This window comes from Amycolatopsis sp. NPDC047767 (assembly GCF_040704195.1).
In the GTDB taxonomy this organism is placed as follows: Bacteria; Actinomycetota; Actinomycetes; order Mycobacteriales; family Pseudonocardiaceae; genus Amycolatopsis.
The window spans coordinates 201,131-222,041 of record NZ_JBEYSJ010000010.1 but is presented as its reverse complement, the minus strand read 5'-3'; the positions used below and the strand labels follow the sequence as shown (position 1 = coordinate 222,041).

The following is a 20,911-nucleotide window of genomic DNA, read 5'->3' as shown; positions in this document are numbered from 1 at the left end:
CGGCGCGGCCGCGACGCGGATCGGCTCCGCACCGGGCAGCCGGCTGTCCCGCACCGGATCAAGCAGCTCGCCCAGGCTCATCACAGCAACCGCCCGCTCTGGCAGTCGCTCCCGGGCTGGTGGGCTTCGGCGATGTTCGTCGCGAGCACGCGGTGGTCGATGTCCTCGATGCGGGCGCAGGCGGTGAGGGCCATCGCGCGGTCGAGCTCCGAGGTCAGGATCTGCAGCACCCGTTCCACGCCCGCCTGCCCGCCGGCCGCGAGCCCGTACAGGTAGGGCCGACCGACGAGCACCGCGCGGGCGCCGGTGGCGAGGGCGGCGAGCACGTCGGTGCCCCGTCGCACGCCGCCGTCCAGGAACACCTCGGCGTGGCCCGCGACTTCGGCGACGACGCCGGCGAGGGCTTCGATGGTGGCGGGCGCGCGGTCGAGCTGGCGACCGCCGTGGTTGGACACCACGATGCCGTCGACGCCGTGGTCGAGCAGCACCCGGCAGTCGGCCGGGCGCAGCACGCCCTTGACCACGAGCGGGCCGGACCACCAGGCGCGCAGGTCGGCGAGATCCCGCGCGGTCACCGGGTAGAGGCTGCGCAGCATGTCGCGCTGCATCGCGTGCGGCGTGACCCGGCCGTGGCGTGAGCCGCGACGCCGCAGGTGGCCGCGCGCGATGTCCACCGCCCAGCTCGGGCGCGTGGAGCAGTGCAGGGCCATCCGGGGCCCGAACCGCATCGGCACGGTGAACCCGTTGCGGCGATCCCGTTCGCGGTTGCCGAACACCGCACTGTCCACAGTGACCACCAGCGCCCGGTACCCCGCTGCCGCGACGCGGTCCAGTAGCGCGCGCACCGCCGCACGGTCCGGCCAGAGGTAGAGCTGGTACCACCGCGGGCCCGGGGCCGCGGCGGCGACCTGCTCGAGCGTGAAGCTGGACACCATGCCCTGGACGTAGACGGTGCCGCGGGCGGCGGCCGCCCGGGCAACGGCCGTCTCGGCTTCGCCGTGCAGCACCCGGGCCGCGCCGGTCGGTGCGAGCAGGATCGGCGACGCCACCGGGTCGCCGAAGATCCGCACCGCGGTATCGCGCTCGCCGGGCACGGCCAGGGCCGAGGGCAGCAGCCGCGTGGCCTGGAACGCTTCGACGTTGCGCCGCGCCGTCACCTCGTCCTCGGCGCCGCCCTCGACCAGGTCGAACACCGGGCGAGGGATCCGGCGGCGGGCGGCCTCGCGCAGTTCGGCGATGTTGCCGGCGCGGTTCACCCCTCGCCTCGCGCATACCGCGCCAGCACGTCGGCCGCCGCCTCGATCGCCCGCGCCTTCCCCTGCCGCGTCGCGCCCGCGATGTGCGGCGAAAGGAAACATCCCGGGGCCGTCCACAGTGGATGATCCGGTGGCAGGGGCTCGGGGTCGGTGACGTCCAGCACCGCCAGCAGCCGCCCGGCGAGGACCTCGGCGGTCAGCGCCGCCGTGTCGACCACCGTGCCGCGCGCGGCGTTCACCAGCACGGCCCCGTCCGGCATCCGGGCCAGCAATCCCGCCCCCGCCAGCCCGCCGTGCCGGCGGTCGCCGGCACGAGCAGGACCACCGCGTCGGCCTCGGCCACGAGGTCGCCGAGCTCGGTCACCGGGTGGACCCCTGCGCGAGCGGTCCGCGCGACCACGGTGACCGAGGCCCCCAGCCCGGCGAGCTTGTCTCGGGCGCGGCGGCCGATCGCCCCGGCACCGACGAGCACCACCCGGGTCCCCGCCAGCTCCGCACTCTCCACGCGGCGCCATCGCCGCTCGCCCTGCTCGCGCACGGCGAGCAGCAGCCCGCTGGCCAGCCCGAGCAACGCCGCAGCGACCCACTCGGCCACCGCGTTGTCGCGCGCACCGGCGGGCCGGCTCAGCCGCACCCCGTCCGGCAGGTACGGCTCGAGCCACTCGGCACCGGCGATCAGCGTCTGCACCACCCGCAGCGCGGGCAGCTCGCCGAGCACCGGGAGCAGGTCGGTGCGCTGGTGCTCCAGCACGAGGAACTCGACGTCCCGCAACGCGCGCACCGCGGCCGGTCCCCCGCCGGAGGGGAGCGGGACGACGCGGACCCGCCCCGGCGCGGCGGCGCGCAGCGCGGGCAGTGCCTCGTCCGGTCCGGAAGCGACGACCGTCATCAGCCCAGCTCGGCCAGCCGCTTGTCGAACTTGTGCAGCTCCTCGACGCCGTCGTCCCCGATGATCACGTTGTCGCACACCCAGTGACAGAAGCCGTCGAGCACGTAGCGCGGGTGGCAGGCGAGGTTCATGCCCGCCGCCAGCACCATCGGCTCCTCGGCCCGGATCAGCGGGCGCTCGACGAGGTCGGTGCCCTGGCCGTGGCAGTGCAGCCGCAGCTCCTCCGGCCGCCCGTTGTCGCGCAGGAACTCGTTGTACTCCGCCCAGATGTCGGCGGGCGCGGCGCCGGGACGCAACAGGCCGTAGCAGAATCGCTGCGCCCGCAGGCAGAAGTCGTACTCCTCGGCGATCCGGTCCGGGACCCGGCCGACGACGCCGGAGCGGCCGATCTCGGTGTACATCCCGCCCGGGCCGTTCACCTCCACCATGAGGTGGAACGCATCGCCCTCGCGGATCACCCGGTGCTGGCTGTGCGGGTGCGCGATCCGGCCGGGCTCCCCGAGCGGGGTCGAGACGCACCAGTAGATGCCCTGCTCACTGCCCAGCGACTGCGCCGTGTGCTGCGCGACGGCGGCCACGTCGCTGTCGCGCATCCCGGGCTGCAGCGCCTCGAACGCCGCCGCGATCGCCGCGTCCTGCAGCCTCGCCGTGGCGCGCACCAGCTCCAGCTCCTCTTCGGACTTGAGCGCGCGGACGGTGTCGACGACGTCGGCGGCCTCGGCGAACGTCGCCGCGTGCAGCTCACGCTGCAGGTACTCGCCGAACGCCAGCGGGATCGTGCCGGTGCCGACCCAGCCGATGCGCCCGGTGGCAAACGGCCGCAGCGCGTCGAGCGCGAGCTCCGCGGCGTCGTGGCGGGTGTAGGACACCGAGCTCATGTACGGGCTCGCCAGCGCCCGGCCGACGCCGCGCAGCACCGGGTCGTGGCCGGGATCGATCACCAGGTCCTCGCCGCGCGCGCCGTGCCGGATGATCGTCATCGGCTCCTCGCGGGGGAACACGACGGTGACCGGGTAGCCGTTGGTCGCCGGGATGTCGGTGAGGTAGCGGATGTAGCCGCCGACGTAGTCGTTGTTCGTCTGCGCCACCAGCACGTCGATCCCGTGATCGGCCATGCCCTCGCGGATCGCGTGCCACCGCCGCTGCAGCTCGGCGGTGCTCACCGGGTGGTTCAGCCGTTCGGACAGCTCGGTTGCGGTCATCGGGCCGCTCCCGTCTTCGCGCCGCTGATCAGGGTGAGCACCTCGGTGCGCAGCTCGGTGAACCGCGGCAGCGCCTTGGTCGTCACCTGGCTGCGCGGCCGGGGCAGGTCGACGTCGAGCGTCCGCAGCACCGTGGTCGGGCGTCCGGACATCACGATCACCCGGTCACCGAGGTACACGGCCTCGTCGATGTCGTGGGTGACCAGCACGATCGTCAGCCCGGCGTCGTGGCGCACCCGCAGCACCAGGTCCTCCAGGTCCGCGCGCGTCTGGGCGTCCACCGACGCGAACGGCTCGTCCATGATGAGGAACTCCGGCCGGTAGGCGATGGCCCGCGCGATCGCGACCCGCTGCTGCATCCCGCCGGAGAGCTGCCACGGGTAGCTGTCGTCGAACCCGTCCAGGCCCACCTCGTCCAGCGCCTTGCGCACCGCGGCCCGGCGCGCCGCGCGGTCGCGGATCTTGTTCTTCAACGGGATCGCGACGTTGCGGCCGACCTTCGACCACGGCATCAGCGAACGGCTGTAGTCCTGGAAGACACACGCGACCTCCGGCGGCGGGCTCTCGATCACCTTGCCCGTCTCGGTGAGCACGACCTTTCCCCCGGACGAGGGCAGCAGCCCGGACAGGCAGCGCAGCAGGGTGGTCTTGCCGGCGCCGGACGGGCCGACGATCGTGACGAACTCGCCGGCGTTCACGGTGAACGAGATGTCGCGCAGCACCTCCAGCTCGCTGCCGGCGGTGCGGTAGGACTTCCTCAGGTGGTCCACGGTCAGCATGTCAGCTCTCCCGATCCTTGGTGTACCAGCGCAGCAGCCGGCGTTCGACCAGCACAAAGGCGCCGTTGAAGAGCACGCCGAGGATCCCGAGCAGGAGCATGCCCGCCCACATCTGGGACACCTCGAAGCTCTGCTGCGCCTGCAACGTGACGAACCCGATCCCGTTGGTCGCCGCCACGAGCTCGGTCACCACCATCATCACGAACGCCACGGTCAGGGCGATGCGCATCCCGGCGAGGATGTTCGGCGCGGCGGCGGGCAGCTGCACGTGCAGCACCCGCTGCGCCCGGGTCAGCCGGTAGGACCGCGCGGCGTCCTCGAGCTCCCGATCGACGGCCCGCACCCCGTCGATGGTGTTGAGCAGCACGGGAAAGACCGTGACGAACGCGGTGAGCACGATCTTCGGCAGGTCACCGATCCCGAGCAGCACGATGCTCACCGGTACCAGCGCCGTGGCGGGCAGGGCCCGGCAGAACTGCAGCGCCGGGTCGAACGCCCGGTGCAGCAGCGGCAACCGTCCGAAGAGGACACCCAGCGCGACGCCGAGCACCACGGCCACGCAGTAGCCCAGCAGCATCCGGCCGACGCTCGGCAGCACGTCGGAAGCGAACCGGCTGAACAGCCACAACTGCTGGAACGACACCAGGATCGAGCGCAGCGACGGCCAGAACGGCGAGGTGCTGCCCAGTGAAGCGAACCACCAGGTCAGCAGGGCCGCGACCGGGACGACGAGCGAGACGAGCCACGCCGTGAACCGGCGCCCGGCCCGGCGCGGGCGCACCATCGAAGTCATCGGGCCTCCTCACGGTAGGAGATGTGCCAGCGCAGCACCCGGCGCTCGATCGCGAGCAGTCCGACGTTGGCCAGGACACCGAGCACACCGACGACGAACACCAGCGCGTACATGCTCGGGTAGACCGCGTTGGAGGCGTAGACGGCGATGTCGGCCCCGATCCCCCGCACCGACGCGATGATCTCGACCGCCACCACCACGACCAGCACGTGCGACGCCGCAAGCCGCACCCCGGTGGCCACGAAGGGCGCCACGGCGGGCAGCACCACGTGCCCGAGGCGCTGGTGGGCCCGGAGCCCGAACACGCGAGCGCTGTCGCGCAGCACATCGTTGATGCCGCTGACGCCGTAGAAGGTCTGGAAGAGCATCGGCCACAGCGCGCCGAGCATGCCGAGCAGAGTGGACACCCGGGGGGTGGCGCCGAGCAGCAGCAGCATCAGCGGGAGGAACACCACGGCCGGCACGAAACGCAGGAAGTCGAGCGGGTAGTGCACGAGCCGGTACAACAGCGGCACAGCGCCGAGCGCGACGCCCAGGACCAGGCCGGCGACCACACCGCCGGCCAGACCGACCGCGACCTGCTCCAGCGTCGCCATCAGGGCGTGGACGAACCCCGCGGTGGGTGCCAACTCGACGAGCGCCGCCCCGATCGCGCTGATCGAGGGCACCTCCGGCGGCAGCCAGCCGGCGCGGGCGATCAGTTCCCACAGCACGAGGATGCCGAGGGTGGTCAGCCACGGGAGGCCGCGCAGCAGCCACGGCCGGGAAGCCCGCCGGGCGGGGGCGGCCGCCGGCGTCGGTGCGTCGAATCCGGCGGGCGCGGGGGCCAGGCCGGTGGGGGTCTGCTGGGTGCTCATGGAACCACGTACGTTCCGTATGCGGGCGCGGCCGAGACCACCCCGTACTTGACCGTGAACGCGGCTTCCTTCTCGATCACGCGGCGGCTGACGTCCGCGGTGTAGAGCGGCAGCGGGGCCTGGGCCACGAGGGCGGGATCGGCCTTCGTCTGCTTCACGATGGCCTTGCGGGTCTCGTCGGGATGTGCGTTGGCGTACTCACTGGACTCTCGCACCGCCTTGCGCCACCTTTCCACGATGCCGGGATACTGGTCGATGAACGACTTGGCCATGAAGAACACCGTGTTGTCGGCGTCCGGATCGGCGAACGCGACGGCCGGCGAGTCACCGATGTCCCGATAGCCCTTCTTCCGCAAAGCGGTCGCGTACGGCTGGGCGGTGCTGATCGCGTCGACCCGCCCCTGTTCGAGGGCGGTGATCTGGTCGGGGAACGTGAGCTGTACCAAGTGGACGGACGACGCGTCGCCGCCGTCCTTCTCGATCGCCTCGCGGATCCAGAACTCCCAGCAGCACTTGAGGGAGTTCACGGCGACCGTCTTGCCCGCGAGGTCCTTGAAGGACCGGATCGGGCTGCCGTTCGCCACCATGGTCTGGTACTGCGCGCCGGCCGCGGCGGGACGGTCGGCGACCGCGCCCGACACGATCTGCACCGGGATGTGCGAGGCCGCCGCGATCACGACCGGCGAGATGCCGCCGAGCGCCACCTGCTGCTGGCCGTTGATGACCTGGGTGATCGCTCCGGCACCGGTGGCCGCGCGGCCGATGGTGAGGTCGATCCCGTTCTGCGCGAAGAACCCGTGCTGCTGCCCCACCAGGATCGCGGTGGACGACTGCGACGCCGCGACCCCCGCCGTGATCGGGATCAGGCCGCCGGTCGACCCGCCACCCAGCGTGTTGGTCGCGCTCAGCGCCCCGCACGCCGACAACAGGAACATCGCCCCGGTGAGCACCAGGCACGCGAGTTTGCGTCGATACTTCACGGTTGGCTCCGTTTCGCCGGTGAAACGAATCAAAGTCCTTGCGGGGCCGCGGAAATCGCCCGTCCGGGAGAAGAAGTGTGCCCGTATCGTACGCCGCGCTCGCGCGCACGGACACAGTTTTCTGTTGTTATTACTGGGAAATACGCGCCGTGTCCGCTTCGGACACCCGCGGTAGCAGTGCGAGTGCGTTGTCCCGGTTGACGGCGGCGCGCTGCGTTTCGGACAGCGGATACGCGTCCAGCTGCGCGGTGAAGTACTGGGAGTTGTCGCCGCGGGCGTAGGGCCAGTCGCTGCCGTAGAGCACGCGGTCCGGACCGGCGAACGCGAGCAGGCTCGGCAGGGTGTCCGCGTTGGCCGACAAAGCCGTGTCGAAGTAGAACGTGCGCAGGTCGCGCAGGAAGTTCTCGCGCGTGACGACGTGCCCCGCCGCGCCTTCGGTGAGACTGGCCATGCGGTGTGCCGCGTACGGCACGAACCCGCCGGCGTGCGAGAGGATCATCCGCATCCGGGTCGATCGGGCCACCACACCGTGGCGCACCAGGTTGAGCGCCGCGCGGGTGGTGTCGAGCAAGAAGTCGGCGGCGAAGGGCGGCACGCCCGGCACCGCGGGGCCGGGCGGCGCGGTCGGATGGACGAACACCACCGCCGCCCGCCGGTCCAGTTCGGCCATCAACGGGTCGAACACCGGGTCGCCGAGGTACACACCGTCCACATTGGCCAGCAGGATCACGCCGTCGGCGTGCAGCTCGTCGAAGGCGTAGGCCACCTCGTCGAGCGAACCGTCCACATCGGGCAGTGGAACCGAGGCGAAGAACCCGAAGCGACCCGGGTGGTCGCGGACCAGCCCGGCGGAGAACTCGTTGACCTGCCGTGCCAGTTTCCGCGTGTCGGCGGCGCTGCCGCCCAGGTGCACGCCGGGCCGCCCGACGGAGACGACGGCCGTCGCGATGCCGAGCTCGTCGAGCAGCTCGAGCGCGGCGGCCGGGCTCCACGCCGGCGTGGCTTGCCCGCCGAAGTAGCCGCTCGTGCGCAGCGCGTCCGCCCACACCGGGGGGACGATGTGGTGGTGGGTGTCGATCCGGCCGGTGGTCATGTCAGCACTTTCCCTTCCGTGCTTTTCCCGTCCCCTGACGGCGCGCCGAGCCTGCCTCGGGCCCGGGTGAACCCGCGGGGGTTGTTCCAGCCGAGGACGCCGGTCACCCGGCCGCCTGCCGCGTGGGCGGCCACGAACTTGCCGTCGGCCACCGAGCCGTCGACGACCGTCAGCTCACCGTCGGCGAAGGTGCCGGCGGCCTGGATCCGGAGGTCGCCGGCGTCGGTCCAGAAGAAGTGCGACGGCGCGAACGGCTCGTCGTGCCCGAGCAGGTTCAGCGCGGCACGCCGGCCTTGCTCGGTGGCGTTCATCCGGTGTTCGAACCGGCGGTGGGTGCCGGTCGCCGGATCGGGGTTGGCCGCGACGTCGCCGGCCACGTAGACGCCGTCGGCGGCTCGGCAGAACGCGTCGCAGCGCACGCCACCGCGCAGGTCGAGCCCGGAGCCGGCAAGCCACTCCGTGGCCGGTTCGGCGCCGACGGCCGCGACGACGACGTCGGCCGCGAGCGTCGTGCCGTCGTCCAGCCGCACCAGTCCGGCGTCCGCGGTCGTGACCCCGACGCCCATCCGGAACTCCACGCCGCGTTCTTCACCCGCCGCCCGCACGAGCTCGCCCAGTGCCGGCCCGAACTGCCGGATCATGGGGCTGGGCAACGGATCGACGACGGTGGCGGTCGAGCCGAGCGACCGCGCGGCCGCCGCGATCTCGACGCCGAGGAACCCCGCGCCGACCACGACGGTGCGCCGAGCCGAACGCAGCCGTTCCCTCAGCAGCACCGCGTCCTCGACCGTGCGCAGGTAACACACATCCTCGGCGCCGGGCAGCCGCCGCGGCCGCACGCCGGTGGCGATCACCAGCGCGTCGAACGCCACCGCCGTGCCGTCGTCGAGCCGCACACGACGGCCGGGCAGGTCCAGCCCGGTTGCCCGCCGGCCGAACCGGGTGTCGAGCCCGAGCTCGGCGTAGCTGCCGGGCGGGCGCAGTGCGAGCCGGTCCGGCTCCCAGGAACCGAGCAGCACCTGCTTCGACAGCGGCGGCCGGTCGTACGGAGCGTGGGGCTCCGCGCCGATCAGGGTCAGCCGGCCGTCGAAACCGTGCTCCCGCAGCGTCTCCACCGCGGTGAGCCCCGCCGCGCCCGCACCCACGACCACCACCGCTCCCATGTCCGCGCTCACCCGCCCGACGCGGCCAGGCGGATCGCCCGCGCGGGACAGATCCGCTCGGCGCTGCGGACGGCGTCCTCTTCGGACGAAGGCACGTCGGTCACGCGCAGCACGACGATCCCGTCGTCCTCCCGCTGGTCGAACACCGCATCGGACAACAGCACGCACTGCCCCGACGCGATGCACTTGTCGGCTTCCACTTCGACCTTCATGTCCTGGCTCCGTTACCACTCGACGGGCATCGCGAAGAGCCCGTAGAACACGTTCTTCGTCTTGAACGGCAGCTCGCTCACCGGAGCCGCGAGCCGCAGATCCGGCAGGCGCCGCAGCAGCGTCGGGTACACCACTTGCAGCTCGACGCGCGCCAGCGGCTGCCCGAGGCACTGGTGGACGCCGTAGCCGAACGTCAGGTGGTGCCGCGCGGACCGGGACAGGTCCAGCTCGTCGGCGTTGCCGCCGAACGCCTCCGGGTCACGGTTGGCCGAGTCGTTGGCCGCCACCACACCCTCGCCCTTGCGGACCAGCGTGCCCGCGACCTCCACGTCCTCGAGCGCGACGCGCCGCCGGCCGTAGTGCGTGATCGTCAGGTAGCGCAGCAGTTCCTCGACCGCGTTCGCCACCGCCTCCGGCGAACCATCGGCCTTCAGCGCGGCGAGCTGGGCGGGGTTCTGCAGCAGCGCCAACGTCCCGAGCGCGATCATGTTGGCGGTCGTCTCGTGCCCGGCGCGCAGCAGCAGGTTGAGCATGTTGATCAGCTCGTCGCGGCTCAGGCCGCCCGCCCGCTCGATTTCGAGCAGGTGGCTGATCACGTCCGGCGCGGGCTCGGCGGCCTTGCGCTCGACCAGGCCACCGAGGTACTCGCGGATCGTGGCGAACGCCTCCAGCGCCTCGTCCGCGCCGGTCTCACCGGAGATGAGCAATCCGCTCTGCCGCTGGAAGAACTCGTGGTCCTCGTACGGAACCCCGAGCAGCTCGGAGATCACCGACGAGGTGACCGGCAGCGCGAATCCGGTGACCAGGTCGGCGGGCTGCGGGCCGGCGGTGAACTCGTCGAGCAGCTCGTCGACGTGCCGCTGGATGCGCGGCCGCAGTCCCTCGACCCGCTTGATCATGAAGTCGCGGGTGAGCATCCGGCGGTGCCGGGCGTGCTCGGGGTCGTCCATGTTCAAGAACGTAGGATGCTTCTGGCGGGTCACCGAAACGCCCGCGCTGTGGCTGGGGAAGCCCGGGTTGGTCATGTCCGCGCTGAACCGCGGGTCGCCCAGCACCTCGCGGACGTCGTCGAAACGGGTGACCAGCCAGGCGATCTTGCCGTCCCACAGCCGCACGCGGGAGATCGGCTCGTCCGCGCGCAGCCCGCGGAACTCGGCGGGCGGGTCGAACGGGCAGCCCGGCGGCCGGGACATCGGGTACTCGGGAATCGGCTGCCCGGAAATCTCTGTGGCAGTGATGGTGCACCTCCGACTTGGCTTGAGCGGCCGGGAAAGCGGATCAGTTCTCCGTGCGAGCGCGGACGGGGGTCAGCTCGGCCGGCGGCACCGGGCCCGCCCCCGCGCCCAGGGTCGGGCAGGTAACGGCACCGGCCGCGCTGACGCCGACGGTCAGCTCGCCGACCCGCGTCACGGCCGCGGTCACCGAATCGCCGTCGTGGATGGCGCCGACACCGGCCGGCGTGCCGGTGCTGATGACGTCACCGGGGTGGAGCGTCATCACCGAGGCGACGTACTCGATGAGCGCGGGTACGTCCCAGATGAGGTCGCGGACGTCGGCGTCCTGGCGCAGGGTGCCGTTCACCGAGCAGGTCAGCCGGAGTGTCTCGAGTGGACCGACGTCGTCGGGCGTCACGAGCCAGGGCCCCATCGGCGTGAAGGTGTCGAACGACTTGCGGGTGGAGCGATCCTCCCCGCCGCGCATGGTGATGTCGAGCAGGCACGTGTAGCCGAACACGTGCGACAGCGCGTCGGCCGCGGACACCCCGCGGGCCGTGCGGCCGATCACCACGGCCAGCTCGCCCTCCTGGTCGAACCGGCGGTCGGTGTAGGGCAGGCGGACCACGTCGCCGGCACCGATCAGCGACGAGGGCGCCTTGAGGAACACACCGAGCGAGCCGACGTGCACGCTCTGGCTCATCTCGGCCTGGTGGTCCACGTAGTTCACCGGCGCGGCCACGATCTTGGTCGGATCCGGCACCGGCGGCAGCACGCGGACCTCGTCGAGCGGGACGCCGGGACCGTCGGCGAGCGGGACGTCGCCCGCGAGAGCCCCGGACGCCGCGATGAGGCGCCGCATCGGGCTGAGCCCGGCCGGCCCGGCGGTGCGGTCCGGCGAGACCTCGCGCACCATGCCGTCGGCGAAGACGCCGACCCGGTCGAGGCCGTCGCGGCCGCGGTAACTGAGCAACTTCATTGCCGCTCCTCGGTGTCGTGCCGATCAGGACGAAAGGACGGCGGATTCCGCCGCGTACAACCAGTCCAGCTCGCTGTAGTCGTCCGGCCGCCGGGAGCGCATGTACCGGTCGCGCAGCCCCAGCGTGACGGGGTCGCCGGTGTGCCAGACCTGGCCCCACAGCCGCGCCCGCGTCTGGCACAGCCCCGCGCGGGGGACGCGGACGGCGTCGTAGGACTTCACGGCTTTCCCGATGTCGGTGCCGCTCCCGCGGACCGCTTCGCCCAGCGCCAGCGCGTCCTCGAGCGCCTGGCACGCGCCCTGGCCGAGGTACTGCAGCATCGGATGCGCCGCGTCGCCGAGGAGCACCGCCCGCCCGTGCACCCAAGTGGGCAGCGGGTCCCGGTCGTAGATCGGCCAGCAGCGGCCGGTCTCGATGCGCGAGACGTGCCGCTGTACCTCCTCGCACGCTTCGCCGAACCGGCCGAACAGCTCCTCGACCGGCCCCACCGGCTCGGCGCCGCGGCCGAAGCTGTCACTGCGGAACACCGCGACCTGGTTGTACAGCTCGCCGCGGCGCACCGGGTACTGGATGAGATGCAGCCCGGGGCCTACCCACAGCACCACGTCGTCGTTGCTGACCTCGGTCCGCACCTCGCTCATGGGCAGCGCGCCGCGGTAGGCGACGAATCCGCTCGGCACCGGCTGGTCGACCGAGACGAGCTTGCGCACCACGGAGTGCAGCCCGTCGGCGCCGACGAGCAGCTCGGCGCGGTACGTGACACCGTCCTCGCAGCGCACGCCGGCACTGTCCTCGTCGGCCCACGCCTCGGCGACGACCCGGTTGTTCTCCAGTCGCACCAACGGTTCCGCCCGGCAGGCTTCGACCAGAATGGACAGCAGATCGCTGCGGTGCACCACCACGTAGGGGTAGCCGTAGCGCTCCCGGAAGGCACTGCCGAGATCCAGGGTGGTCAGCGGGTCGGCGGTGATGGCGTGCCGCATCACGCCGTGCCGCGGCAGCACCGCGACGTCGAGCAGCTCGGTGAGCAGGCCGAGCCGGTCGAGCATCCGGATCGCGTTCGGGCCGAACTGCAGGCCGGCGCCGATCTCGGTGAACTCGGCCGCGCGTTCGAGCAGGTGGACCTCGCGCCCGGCGCGGGCCACGGAAAGCGCCGCGGCCAGCCCGCCGATACCGCCACCGACGATCAACGTGGGCAGTGGTGCCGTCCCCATGCGCTCAGCACTCCCGTTCGCGGTAGAGGCCCAGTGCTTCCAGCACGGGTGCGTCACTGACGCTGAACACGTCCAGGTTCTCCTCGGCGGCAAGGCCGTAGGGAGCCCACGACGGCACCGCGAAGACGTCACCCGGGGCGAGCTCGAAGCGCTGGTCACCGATCAGCACCTCGCCGGTGCCGGCCAGCACCGCTCCCACCCGCGACCCGGCCTGCCGGGTCGTGCGGCTGCGGCTGCCGCCGCGCACGCGCCGCATCTCGCAGCGCATGGTGGGCATGACGTCGGCGCCGGTCTGCGGATTGGTGTAGCGGATCTGCGCCTCGCTCGCGCCGGTGGCGGCCAGCTGCGCCGCGAGCGCCCGGTCGGTGTCGGCGCGCCGGTACACCAGCAGCGGCGAGTGCGCCGCCTCGTGCCGGGCCTTGCCGAGCCCGCCGGGCACGAGGCCGGGACCGGCGCCCCAGAGCCGTTCGGCGGCCGACGCCGGATCGCTGCTCAGACCATCCCGGGCGTCGGCGCCCTCCTCGAAGAACACCGCGTCGAGCGCGGCGACGACCGGCAAGTCGAGCACGTCCAGCCACATCATCGGCTCGGCGCCGGGGTTGTGGTGCTCGTGGAAGGTCATGCTCGGGGTGAGCACGAGGTCGCCGGTCGCCATGCGCAACGGGTCGCCGTCGACAAGGGTCCAGGCACCCTCGCCGGCGAGGACGAACCGCAGCGCCGCCGGGGTGTGCCGGTGCGCGGGCGCCCGCTCCCCCGCGCCCAGGTACTGCATCCCGGCCCACATGGTCGAGGTCGCGTACGGCGCGCCGCCGAGACCGGGATTCGCGCAGGCCAGCACGCGGCGGTCGCCGCCCCGGTCGATGCCGACCAGCTCACCGCTGCGAGCCGCGAGCCCGCGCAGCGCTTCGGCCTGCCACCGGTACGGCACGGTCCGGGGCACCGGCTCCGGCGTCAGCAGGCCGGAGAGCTTCCACAACGGCTGGAGATCGGCTGCCGCCACGTCGCCGTACAGCTCGTCCAGCCGGCTGTCCTGATCCGTGAAGCGAGATGTCGCCATGGGGGTTTCCCTCCGCATGCCACTCAAGCTGAATTAGTACGTGTACGTACTATGAAACGGCACGCTAGACGCTGATTTGTTGACAGTCAAGGGCTTCTCGGCGCAACGACGACGTCGATCAAGCCGAGATAGTACGGACACGACCGACCTCGGTCGGCTACAGTGAACCGGTCAAGAAGGGGACTTCCGTGCGAGACACCACCATCGGCAGCAGCCCACCTCCCCAGGCACCGGGGCCGGTCACCCTCGTGCTGCCACCCGACACGACGGCGGGGCACCTCATCCGCCGCGCCCAGCAGGCGCACACGGCGCTGTGGTCGGCCGAGGTCGGCACCGAAGTCACCGGCCCGCAGTACGCGATCCTGAGTGCGCTGAGCCGCCGGTCGGGGGTCGACCAGGTCACCGCGGGGCGCGCGGCGTCACTGGACAAGTCGACAACGGCCGACATCGTCGACCGGCTGGGGCGCAAGGACTGGATCCGGCGCGACCGCGACACCGGCGACGGCCGCCGGTACCTGCTGTCGCTGACGCCCTCGGCCAAGGCGATGCTGCCCGACCTCACCGCCCGGGTGGAGACCGTGCAGGACCGGCTGCTGCACCCGCTGGGCCCCAATCTGCGGCGCAGCTTCGGCAGGCTGCTGGGCCGAGTGGCCTACCAGGGGCCGGTGCCGGCCACCGGCAAGGACGAGGACAAGGAAGTCGAGGTGCTGCGGCTCAGCTCGACACCCGGCCACCTCATCCGGCGCGCCGAGCAGGTGCACGGCGCGCTGTGGAGCCGGCACGTCGGCGCCCGGCTCACCCCGTCGCAGTACGCGCTGCTGTGCAGCCTCGTCTGGCGCCCGGCCATCGACCAGACGGCCGCCGGCGAAATGGCCTCACTCGACAAGTCCAGCGCGGCCGACATCGTGGCCCGCCTGCGCCGTCGCGGCTGGCTGCTCGACACCCGCGACGAGACCGACCGGCGGCGCAAGCTCCTGGCGCTCACCGACCTCGCGCGCACCACGCTCGCCGAGGTGACACCCGCGGTGCAAACCGTCCAGCGCGACCTGGTGGCCCCGCTGTCCCCCGCCGAACAGGACAAGCTCATCAGCCTGCTGCGGCGTGTCGCCTACCAGTGACCGTCCGGTGAGGCCTGGAGGGCTCGTGCCCGACACTCCAGTGTGGACACCGCACCCGCGGGCGGCCGAGCGAAGTCGGCCAACCCACGGATCGGGCGCGCTAGCTCGTGGAGCTCCCCGCCGCCGGTGCGTCGGCATCCTTTGCGGAGGCGCGGGTCCGCCGATCCTCGAGCTCGTGCAACCAGGCCGCGAGATGTTCACCGAAGGCGTGCGGGTTGTCCTCGGGCGTCCAGTGGAAGCCGGGAAACTCCGAGCGCGAGAGGTTGCGGTACTGGGCGATCGCGTCGCGGCGGCGGCCGCCCACCCAGTCGATGCCGCCGGGCACGCCGGCCAGGTGCAGCTTCGGAGTGTCGCTTGTGGACAGACACGTCGCCTGCGCCTCCAACGCGTCGCGCGTCGCGGTGCGGTCGTCGCCGAACGGTACTTCGCGCGGCCAGTCGATGGTCGGCCGCCGGGACTCGCCTGGTGAGCGGTACGGCCGGACGATGGTGTCGAGCTCGGCCGGTGCGAGCATCCGAACCATGCTGTGCTGGGCGGCGTTGACGAAGAAGTTGTCCTCCAGCACGGCCTGCTCGCCCGCAGGCGAACGCAGAAACTCGAACTGCCCACGCATCCGCTCCGGCCAATCAGACCATTCGAACGGCGGGAGCAGGGCCTCGGCGAAAGCGATCCCGGCGACCCGGTCTTCGTGCTGCATCGCCCAGTCGAAGGCGACGTTGGAGCCCCAGTCGTGGCCGACGAGGACGACGTCGTCCCCGACGGCCAGCTGATCCATGAGCGCGCTGAAATGCTTCGCGTGCGTGGCGAAGCCGTAGCTTCCCGCGGTGGCATCCGGCAGCTTCTCCGAGTCGCCGGCGCCGATCAGGTCCACCGCGATCACGCGGCCGAACCCCTCTACGTACGGCATGACGTTGCGCCACAAGAAGGACGACATGACGTCGCCGTGGACGAACACGATCGTCCGGTCGCCCGCGCCTTCGTCGACGTAGCTCATCCGGCTGCCCAGCACCGTGACCGACTTCTTCCGATACGGCGACGTCGGCGACACCGCCGGCCCCGACTCGGACGCCGGGGCGAGCATGACGTTCTGAAGAAGCGCCGCGGCCGGAGTCAGCGCGGGTCCGCCGGCGTTGACCTGTTCGAAGTAGTCGTACCAGCCGGATTCCGCGATGCCGGCCTGCAGTTCGCGCAGGAGTTCGGCGTCGGGGAGCCGGTACACCGAGAAGAAGTCGAAGTCGGCGCGGTGATCAGTGGCGGGATCGTTGGGACCGTACCCGAGAATCTCCAGGCCGCGCTCCTGCAGGCTCCCCAGCGCGGTGGGCAGGGCCATGGCGAAGCGCCGGCGTTCGGCCGCGCTCAGCTCCAGCCAGGCCGGCTTGTACTTGTACAGCTCGATGAACAGCTGTTGCACGGTGATCTCCTTTTTGTGCAAGGTCGAGCCGCCGGCGACCGGACGCGGTCGTCGGCGAGGGACTTCGGGCACTCAGGCCAGGGTGAAGCGCTGCCGGTACTCCCCGGGCGTGGTTCCGAGCCGTTCCCGGAACACCCGGTGCAGGGTTTCGATCGAGCCGAACCCGCTCGCGCTCGCGACCGCGGCCGGAGGCAAACTGGTTCGCTCGAGCAGCCGCCGGGCGTGTTCGACGCGGAGGGCCTCGACGTACTCGGCCGGTGTCGTGCCCAGATCCGCGCGGAAGATCCGGGAGAGGTGGCGGGGGCTGACCGACATCCGCTCGGCGAGCACCCCGACCGACAGCTCGTCCTCGAGATGATCGGCGATCCACCGGCGCAGGTCGCCCAGGCTCCGGCGCACCGTGGTGGGGTAGGCCAGAGGCACGCTGAACTGGCTCTGCCCGCCAGGTCGCTGCACGTACATCACCATGTGCTGGGCGACCTTGAGCGTCAGCTCGTCACCGTGGTCCTCCGCGACCAGTGCGAGCGCGAGGTCCATCGACGAGGTGATTCCCGCCCCGGTCCAGATCTTGCCGGAACGGACGAAGATCGGATCGGCCTCCACCTCGACCGACGGGTTCTCGGCGGCGAGCAAGCCCGCCGTGGCCCAGTGCGTGGTCGCCTTGCGCCCGTCCAGCAACCCGGCCGCGGCGGCGACGTGCGCACCCGCGCACGGGGCGGCGATCCGCCTCGCGTCTTTCCCCTTGCGCCGCAGCCAATCCACGAGGTCCGGGTCCACATAGGGCCGCGGCCCGCGTTCGGTGATGTCCATCCGGCCGGTGATCAGCAGGGTGTCGGGGCATTCCTTGATGTCGGCCAGTGCGGTGTCCGCGTGCAGCGACACGCCGGAGAACGTGGGGATGCGTCCGGTACGGGTGCCGCCAAACCGGACGTCGTACCGCGCGCGGTCGTCCGGCAGCAGAACGTTGGCCATCGCGAACACCTCCGCGGGCCCCGTCGCCTCGAGCGCGTCGACGCCCGGGAACAGGGTGACCAGCACCACGTGCGGCGGAACGTTCTGCATGACTCCACCATGCGCCGCGGCCCTGCGGTCCGCAATGACACGTCATTGCAAGAAAGGGACACGCGACGCCGCGACGGTCGGCGTGCCGACTGCGGCCCCAGCCGGCGCACGGTGCGTCTGTGACCGTGCGCCGGCCGGGTCCACCACCGCGAGCCCGGGCCCCTCGACATCCCGGCCTCGCTCCCAGTAGCCGGAACCATCGGATCCGGCTGCGGCTCGTGTTGTGCGCGACGACCGCCGGTTTCACACCGGCCGGTCGGTTGGTCTGCGCGGAGCGGGTTCTGCGGCGGGGCCGGCGTCGTGGGCCGGCCGACGTTCCTTCCGGGCGGTCGCGGGGTCGGTGGACTCTCGGGAGCGCTCAGGTACGCAGAATCCCATCAGACGCCTCCAAAGTGAACGCGGGATGAACGAAGGGCCGTCGCCTTTTTCGGCCGGACAACGGGTCCGCGGCACGGAGATGCGGCAGGAATCCGTGCTGTCGCGAGGGCGCGACGCCGGATCGCCACGGTCACCGAAACCGGTATTTTCGCCTTGAGGTGACCGCGCGAGGCCGTTCGGTGGTTATTCGGCGACGATCACGTAGATGCCATAGCCGATGATCAGTGCGCTCGCGGAAAAGCACAGCGCCGCGGCGGTGTAGCGGAGGCCGCGTGACGCGTCGGCGCCGCGCCCGGGACCGGTTCGAGCGACGGGCGCGAGCGCCGCGATACCGAGGGTCACCAGGACGATGACGGCGACCGCGGCGCCGAAGGAGACCAGGAACACCAGTCCCAGCAGGTTCCATTGGATGTGCACCGGTGCCTCCTGTCAGGGGTTGCTCGGGGCCGGCCGGGGTTCGGCGACGGGGTTGTTGACGTTGTCGGCACTGATCGGCCGGCGACGGGACAGCGCATAGATACCCGCGGCGATGGCCACGCCGCCCACCGCCACGAGGACCGTGCCGAGCGTCCCCGTGGAGGCGACCCAGCCCGCGACCGCGCCCAGGACGGCCGCGGCGGGCATGGTGAACAGCCAGGCGAGAGCCATCTGGCCGGCCAGGCTCCAGCGCACCGTGGCCAGCTTCTTGCCGACCCCAGCACCGAATATCGCGCCCGAGCACACTTGCGTCGTCGACAACGGAATGCCCATTTTGGAGGACACCAGGATCACCGCGGCGCTGGTCGTCTCGGCGGCAAAGCCTTGTGGCGTCTCGATATCGGTGATCCGTTTGCCGAGGGTCCGGATGATCCGCCAGCCGCCGAGGTACGTGCCGACCGCGATCGCCAGCCCGGCCGAGACGATGACCCACGCCGGTGGGCCCGAGCCGGCCGGCAGCGTGCCGGCGGTGATCAGGGTCAGGGTGATGATGCCCATGGTCTTCTGCGCGTCGTTGGTGCCGTGTGCCAGGGAAACCAGGGACGCCGAGACGATCTGGCCGGCCTTGAACCCACGGCCGACCGCTCGGTCGTCACGGCGCTTGCTGAGCAGGTACGCGAAGTAGGTGCCGGTCATCGCGACCACACCGGCGATGAGCGGCGCCAGGAACGCGGGAATCAGCACCTTGCCGAGCACGGTGGAGAAGTTCACCGCGCTCGTGCCGGCGGCCACCCAGGTCGCGCCGATCAGCCCACCGAACAGGGCGTGCGAGGAACTGGAGGGCAGCGCCAGCAGCCAGGTGAACAGGTTCCACAAGATCGCCCCGACGAGCCCGGCGAAGATCACCGTCGGACTGATGGCCGTTTCGTCGACCAGCCCGCCGGAGATCGTCTTGGCGACTTCGACCGACAGAAACGCCCCCACCAGATTGAGGGCCGCCGACACCGCTACCGCGACCCGCGGGCCCAGCGCCCCGGTCGCGATCGACGTCGCCATGGCATTGGCCGTGTCGTGAAACCAGAATGACGATCAAGACGATCGTGGCCATCACAAAACACTGCGACCGGTACACCAACACGAGTTGAACAGCGTATTTCTTCGGCCTTAACAGGAACGGCGCTTTCTTGATCTTTTTGATCGCACTTCGGGCGCGGCAACGTCCGGCGACGAAACCGCCCCCTCGGCGTGGCTCACGCTTCGGCGCGGTGCCGCTCGGCGAGCTGCTTCAGGTTGAGCAACTGCCGTCGAGCCATGATCAGGTCGCCGACGCACACGCCGCGCGCCGCCCAGCGGTTGGTCTGCATGACCAGTTTGAACAGCAGGCGCGTCGTGTCGTGATCCCGGGGGATGAGGACGTAGGACATGAAGGCGCCCATGATGGTCCCGGTCAGCTGGTTGCCCCGGTCGACCGAGACGATCCGGCCCAGCCTGCGCCCGCCGGCGGTCGTGAACTTTTCACCGACGTGCGGCTCGGGAAGGTCCAGCAGCTCGCGAGGTGAGCGGCGGCCCAGGTTGTCGATCCAGTCGTAGGAGTAGGGCGCGAGCCGCACCTGCCCGACCCAGGGCCACACCGCTTCGGACGGCGCCTGCACACCCACGCCCCGCCACGCTTCGAGCGCGGGTGAGGCGACGAAGTCGTCGCACGGGTAGGAGCGCGTGATTTCGCTGTCGCTGACACCCCAGCGGTCACCGATCATGCATCGATCGTCACCCACCCCGGCCCGGTCTTCAAGACGCGGGTCCGTTCGCCGACGGTGAACCACGGAATCGCGCACCCGCCACCACGCGTTTGCACGATATGAACAACGACAAGGCGGAGCCGGACGCACTCGACGCCTACTCGGCCATCGTCACCTCCGTCGCCGCGCAGCTCACGCCCCGCGTCGCGGCGTTGACCGTCCGCTCCCGCAACGGGGAGTCCGCCGGGTCGGCCGTCGTCCTGACCGCCGAATCCCACCTGATCACCAACTCGCATGTCATTTCCGGCGGCGACCACGGCACCGCGGAATTCGCCGACGGCACCGTCGCGCGCTTCGACGTCGTCGGCAGCGATCCCCTTTCCGACATCGCCGTGATCCGCGCCGACCGGGAACTGCCCGCCCCGCCCGAATTCGGCGACGCCGACACCCTTCTCGTCGGCTCCCTCGTCGTCGCCGTCGGCAACCCGCTCGGCCTGGCCGGCACCGTCACCGCCGGTGTGGTCAGCGCGCTCGGCCGCAGCATCCCGGCCCGCACCCGCACCGCCGCACGGCTGATCGAGAACGTCATCCAGACCGACGCCGCGCTCAACCCCGGCAACTCCGGCGGCGCGTTGGCCGACAGCCACGCCCGGATCATCGGCATCAGCACCGCCGTCGCCGGCTTCGGCCTCGGGCTCGCCGTCCCCATCAACGCCACCACCCACCGCATCGTCCACGCACTGATGCACGACGGCCGAGTCCGCCGTGCCTACCTCGGCCTGGTCACCACACCGGCACCCCTGACACCAGTCCAAGCCGAACGATTCGGGCAACGCACCGCGCTGCGCATCGTCGAGGTGGTGGGCGACAGCCCCGCCGCCCGCAGCGGACTGAAGCCGGCCGACCTGGTCCTCGCCGTCGACGGCACCCAGCTCCCCGACGCCCAGTCACTCCAGAAACGCCTGTTCTCCGAAGCCATCGGCCGCCAGATGGAAGTCACCGTCCTGCGCAACAGCGCCCTCGTCGACGTGATCGCCGTCCCCGCCGAACTCACCGACTGAGCCCGACGCTCACCCGAGCCGAATCGGCCCCGAGA

Annotated in this window: 19 protein-coding genes and 2 pseudogenes; 2 read left to right on the top strand and 19 right to left on the bottom strand. The window is 71.5% G+C overall.

What is annotated here, in order from left to right; translation table 11 throughout:
* Window positions 1-80 precede the first annotated feature (80 nt).
* The 14 genes and pseudogenes from AB0878_RS20650 to AB0878_RS20585 form a co-directional block, all read right to left on the bottom strand.
* Window positions 81-1,256, bottom strand: coding sequence for an alpha-hydroxy acid oxidase (locus AB0878_RS20650; protein ID WP_366581847.1), 1,176 nt, complete (start codon window positions 1,254-1,256; stop codon window positions 81-83).
* Window positions 1,253-2,145, bottom strand: a pseudogene (locus tag AB0878_RS20645) (NAD(P)-dependent oxidoreductase). Before AB0878_RS20645 ends, AB0878_RS20650 begins: the two are co-directional and overlap by 4 nt.
* A complete protein-coding gene (locus tag AB0878_RS20640; RefSeq protein WP_366581846.1) occupies window positions 2,145-3,347 on the bottom strand; it encodes an aminopeptidase P family protein in 1,203 nt (400 codons plus the stop codon). Before AB0878_RS20640 ends, AB0878_RS20645 begins: the two are co-directional and overlap by 1 nt.
* Window positions 3,344-4,126, bottom strand: a complete 783-nt coding sequence (locus AB0878_RS20635) for an ABC transporter ATP-binding protein (RefSeq protein WP_366581845.1) — start codon at window positions 4,124-4,126, stop codon at window positions 3,344-3,346. The genes AB0878_RS20640 and AB0878_RS20635 overlap by 4 nt, the downstream gene beginning before the upstream one ends.
* A 1-nt stretch (window position 4,127) precedes the next feature.
* Window positions 4,128-4,919, bottom strand: coding sequence for an ABC transporter permease (locus AB0878_RS20630; protein WP_366581844.1), 792 nt, complete (start codon window positions 4,917-4,919; stop codon window positions 4,128-4,130).
* Entirely contained in the window at window positions 4,916-5,776 is an 861-nt protein-coding gene (locus AB0878_RS20625; protein ID WP_366581843.1) for an ABC transporter permease subunit, read from the bottom strand. The genes AB0878_RS20630 and AB0878_RS20625 overlap by 4 nt, the downstream gene beginning before the upstream one ends.
* The gene (locus AB0878_RS20620) at window positions 5,773-6,756 is read right to left on the bottom strand and encodes an ABC transporter substrate-binding protein (RefSeq protein WP_366581842.1); all 984 of its coding nucleotides are present in this window, start codon (window positions 6,754-6,756) and stop codon (window positions 5,773-5,775) included. Before AB0878_RS20620 ends, AB0878_RS20625 begins: the two co-directional genes overlap by 4 nt.
* Before the next feature lie 130 nt (window positions 6,757-6,886).
* Window positions 6,887-7,849, bottom strand: coding sequence for an amidohydrolase family protein (locus tag AB0878_RS20615; protein ID WP_366581841.1), 963 nt, complete (start codon window positions 7,847-7,849; stop codon window positions 6,887-6,889).
* Window positions 7,846-9,012, bottom strand: coding sequence for an FAD-dependent oxidoreductase (locus AB0878_RS20610; RefSeq protein WP_366581840.1), 1,167 nt, complete (start codon window positions 9,010-9,012; stop codon window positions 7,846-7,848). The genes AB0878_RS20615 and AB0878_RS20610 overlap by 4 nt, the downstream gene beginning before the upstream one ends.
* A gap of 8 nt (window positions 9,013-9,020) precedes the next feature.
* A complete protein-coding gene (locus AB0878_RS20605) occupies window positions 9,021-9,224 on the bottom strand; it encodes a ferredoxin (protein ID WP_366581839.1) in 204 nt (67 codons plus the stop codon).
* Between the two features lie 12 nt (window positions 9,225-9,236).
* Window positions 9,237-10,418, bottom strand: a complete 1,182-nt coding sequence (locus AB0878_RS20600; RefSeq protein ID WP_366581838.1) for a cytochrome P450 — start codon at window positions 10,416-10,418, stop codon at window positions 9,237-9,239.
* 85 nt (window positions 10,419-10,503) lie between these two features.
* Complete coding sequence (locus tag AB0878_RS20595; RefSeq protein WP_366581837.1) at window positions 10,504-11,418, bottom strand: fumarylacetoacetate hydrolase family protein; 915 nt, start codon at window positions 11,416-11,418, stop codon at window positions 10,504-10,506.
* A gap of 24 nt (window positions 11,419-11,442) precedes the next feature.
* Window positions 11,443-12,633, bottom strand: coding sequence for an FAD-dependent monooxygenase (locus tag AB0878_RS20590; protein WP_366581836.1), 1,191 nt, complete (start codon window positions 12,631-12,633; stop codon window positions 11,443-11,445).
* A gap of 4 nt (window positions 12,634-12,637) precedes the next feature.
* Complete coding sequence (locus AB0878_RS20585; protein ID WP_366581835.1) at window positions 12,638-13,690, bottom strand: cupin domain-containing protein; 1,053 nt, start codon at window positions 13,688-13,690, stop codon at window positions 12,638-12,640.
* A gap of 188 nt (window positions 13,691-13,878) precedes the next feature.
* On the opposite strand from AB0878_RS20585, the gene AB0878_RS20580 reads away from it, so the two are divergent.
* Window positions 13,879-14,808, top strand: a complete 930-nt coding sequence (locus AB0878_RS20580; protein ID WP_366581834.1) for a MarR family transcriptional regulator — start codon at window positions 13,879-13,881, stop codon at window positions 14,806-14,808.
* Between the two features lie 100 nt (window positions 14,809-14,908).
* Here AB0878_RS20580 and AB0878_RS20575 read toward each other — a convergent pair whose 3' ends face one another.
* The 5 genes and pseudogenes from AB0878_RS20575 to AB0878_RS20555 form a co-directional block, all read right to left on the bottom strand.
* Window positions 14,909-16,219 (bottom strand): haloalkane dehalogenase, encoded by a 1,311-nt coding sequence (locus AB0878_RS20575; RefSeq protein ID WP_366581833.1) that lies wholly within the window; start codon window positions 16,217-16,219, stop codon window positions 14,909-14,911.
* Between the two features lie 72 nt (window positions 16,220-16,291).
* Window positions 16,292-17,281, bottom strand: coding sequence for a helix-turn-helix domain-containing protein (locus AB0878_RS20570; RefSeq protein WP_366581832.1), 990 nt, complete (start codon window positions 17,279-17,281; stop codon window positions 16,292-16,294).
* Between the two features lie 561 nt (window positions 17,282-17,842).
* A complete protein-coding gene (locus tag AB0878_RS20565; RefSeq protein WP_366581831.1) occupies window positions 17,843-18,076 on the bottom strand; it encodes a hypothetical protein in 234 nt (77 codons plus the stop codon).
* Between the two features lie 12 nt (window positions 18,077-18,088).
* Window positions 18,089-19,153: pseudogene (locus tag AB0878_RS20560) on the bottom strand (inorganic phosphate transporter); the annotation flags it as partial.
* Between the two features lie 173 nt (window positions 19,154-19,326).
* A complete protein-coding gene (locus tag AB0878_RS20555) occupies window positions 19,327-19,911 on the bottom strand; it encodes a polyketide cyclase (RefSeq protein ID WP_366581830.1) in 585 nt (194 codons plus the stop codon).
* Window positions 19,912-19,934: 23 nt separating this feature from the next.
* Here AB0878_RS20555 and AB0878_RS20550 point away from each other — a divergent pair, with 23 nt between their 5' ends.
* Window positions 19,935-20,876: a trypsin-like peptidase domain-containing protein gene (locus AB0878_RS20550; protein WP_366581829.1), complete on the top strand. Its 942-nt coding sequence runs from the start codon at window positions 19,935-19,937 to the stop codon at window positions 20,874-20,876.
* The last annotated feature ends 35 nt before the right edge of the window (window positions 20,877-20,911 follow it).

What these genes read in the sequence shown, in the direction of transcription:
- AB0878_RS20640 (WP_366581846.1), bottom strand. Translation starts at nt 3,347, where the DNA reads ATGACCGCAACCGAGCTGTCCGAACGGCTGAACCACCCGGTGAGCACC.
- AB0878_RS20635 (WP_366581845.1), bottom strand. Translation starts at nt 4,126, where the DNA reads ATGCTGACCGTGGACCACCTGAGGAAGTCCTACCGCACCGCCGGCAGC.
- AB0878_RS20630 (WP_366581844.1), bottom strand. Translation starts at nt 4,919, where the DNA reads ATGACTTCGATGGTGCGCCCGCGCCGGGCCGGGCGCCGGTTCACGGCG.
- AB0878_RS20625 (WP_366581843.1), bottom strand. Translation starts at nt 5,776, where the DNA reads ATGAGCACCCAGCAGACCCCCACCGGCCTGGCCCCCGCGCCCGCCGGA.
- AB0878_RS20615 (WP_366581841.1), bottom strand. Translation starts at nt 7,849, where the DNA reads ATGACCACCGGCCGGATCGACACCCACCACCACATCGTCCCCCCGGTG.
- AB0878_RS20610 (WP_366581840.1), bottom strand. Translation starts at nt 9,012, where the DNA reads ATGGGAGCGGTGGTGGTCGTGGGTGCGGGCGCGGCGGGGCTCACCGCG.
- AB0878_RS20605 (WP_366581839.1), bottom strand. Translation starts at nt 9,224, where the DNA reads ATGAAGGTCGAAGTGGAAGCCGACAAGTGCATCGCGTCGGGGCAGTGC.
- AB0878_RS20600 (WP_366581838.1), bottom strand. Translation starts at nt 10,418, where the DNA reads ATGTCCCGGCCGCCGGGCTGCCCGTTCGACCCGCCCGCCGAGTTCCGC.
- AB0878_RS20595 (WP_366581837.1), bottom strand. Translation starts at nt 11,418, where the DNA reads ATGAAGTTGCTCAGTTACCGCGGCCGCGACGGCCTCGACCGGGTCGGC.
- AB0878_RS20590 (WP_366581836.1), bottom strand. Translation starts at nt 12,633, where the DNA reads ATGGGGACGGCACCACTGCCCACGTTGATCGTCGGTGGCGGTATCGGC.
- AB0878_RS20585 (WP_366581835.1), bottom strand. Translation starts at nt 13,690, where the DNA reads ATGGCGACATCTCGCTTCACGGATCAGGACAGCCGGCTGGACGAGCTG.
- AB0878_RS20570 (WP_366581832.1), bottom strand. Translation starts at nt 17,281, where the DNA reads ATGCAGAACGTTCCGCCGCACGTGGTGCTGGTCACCCTGTTCCCGGGC.
- AB0878_RS20550 (WP_366581829.1), top strand. Translation starts at nt 19,935, where the DNA reads ATGAACAACGACAAGGCGGAGCCGGACGCACTCGACGCCTACTCGGCC.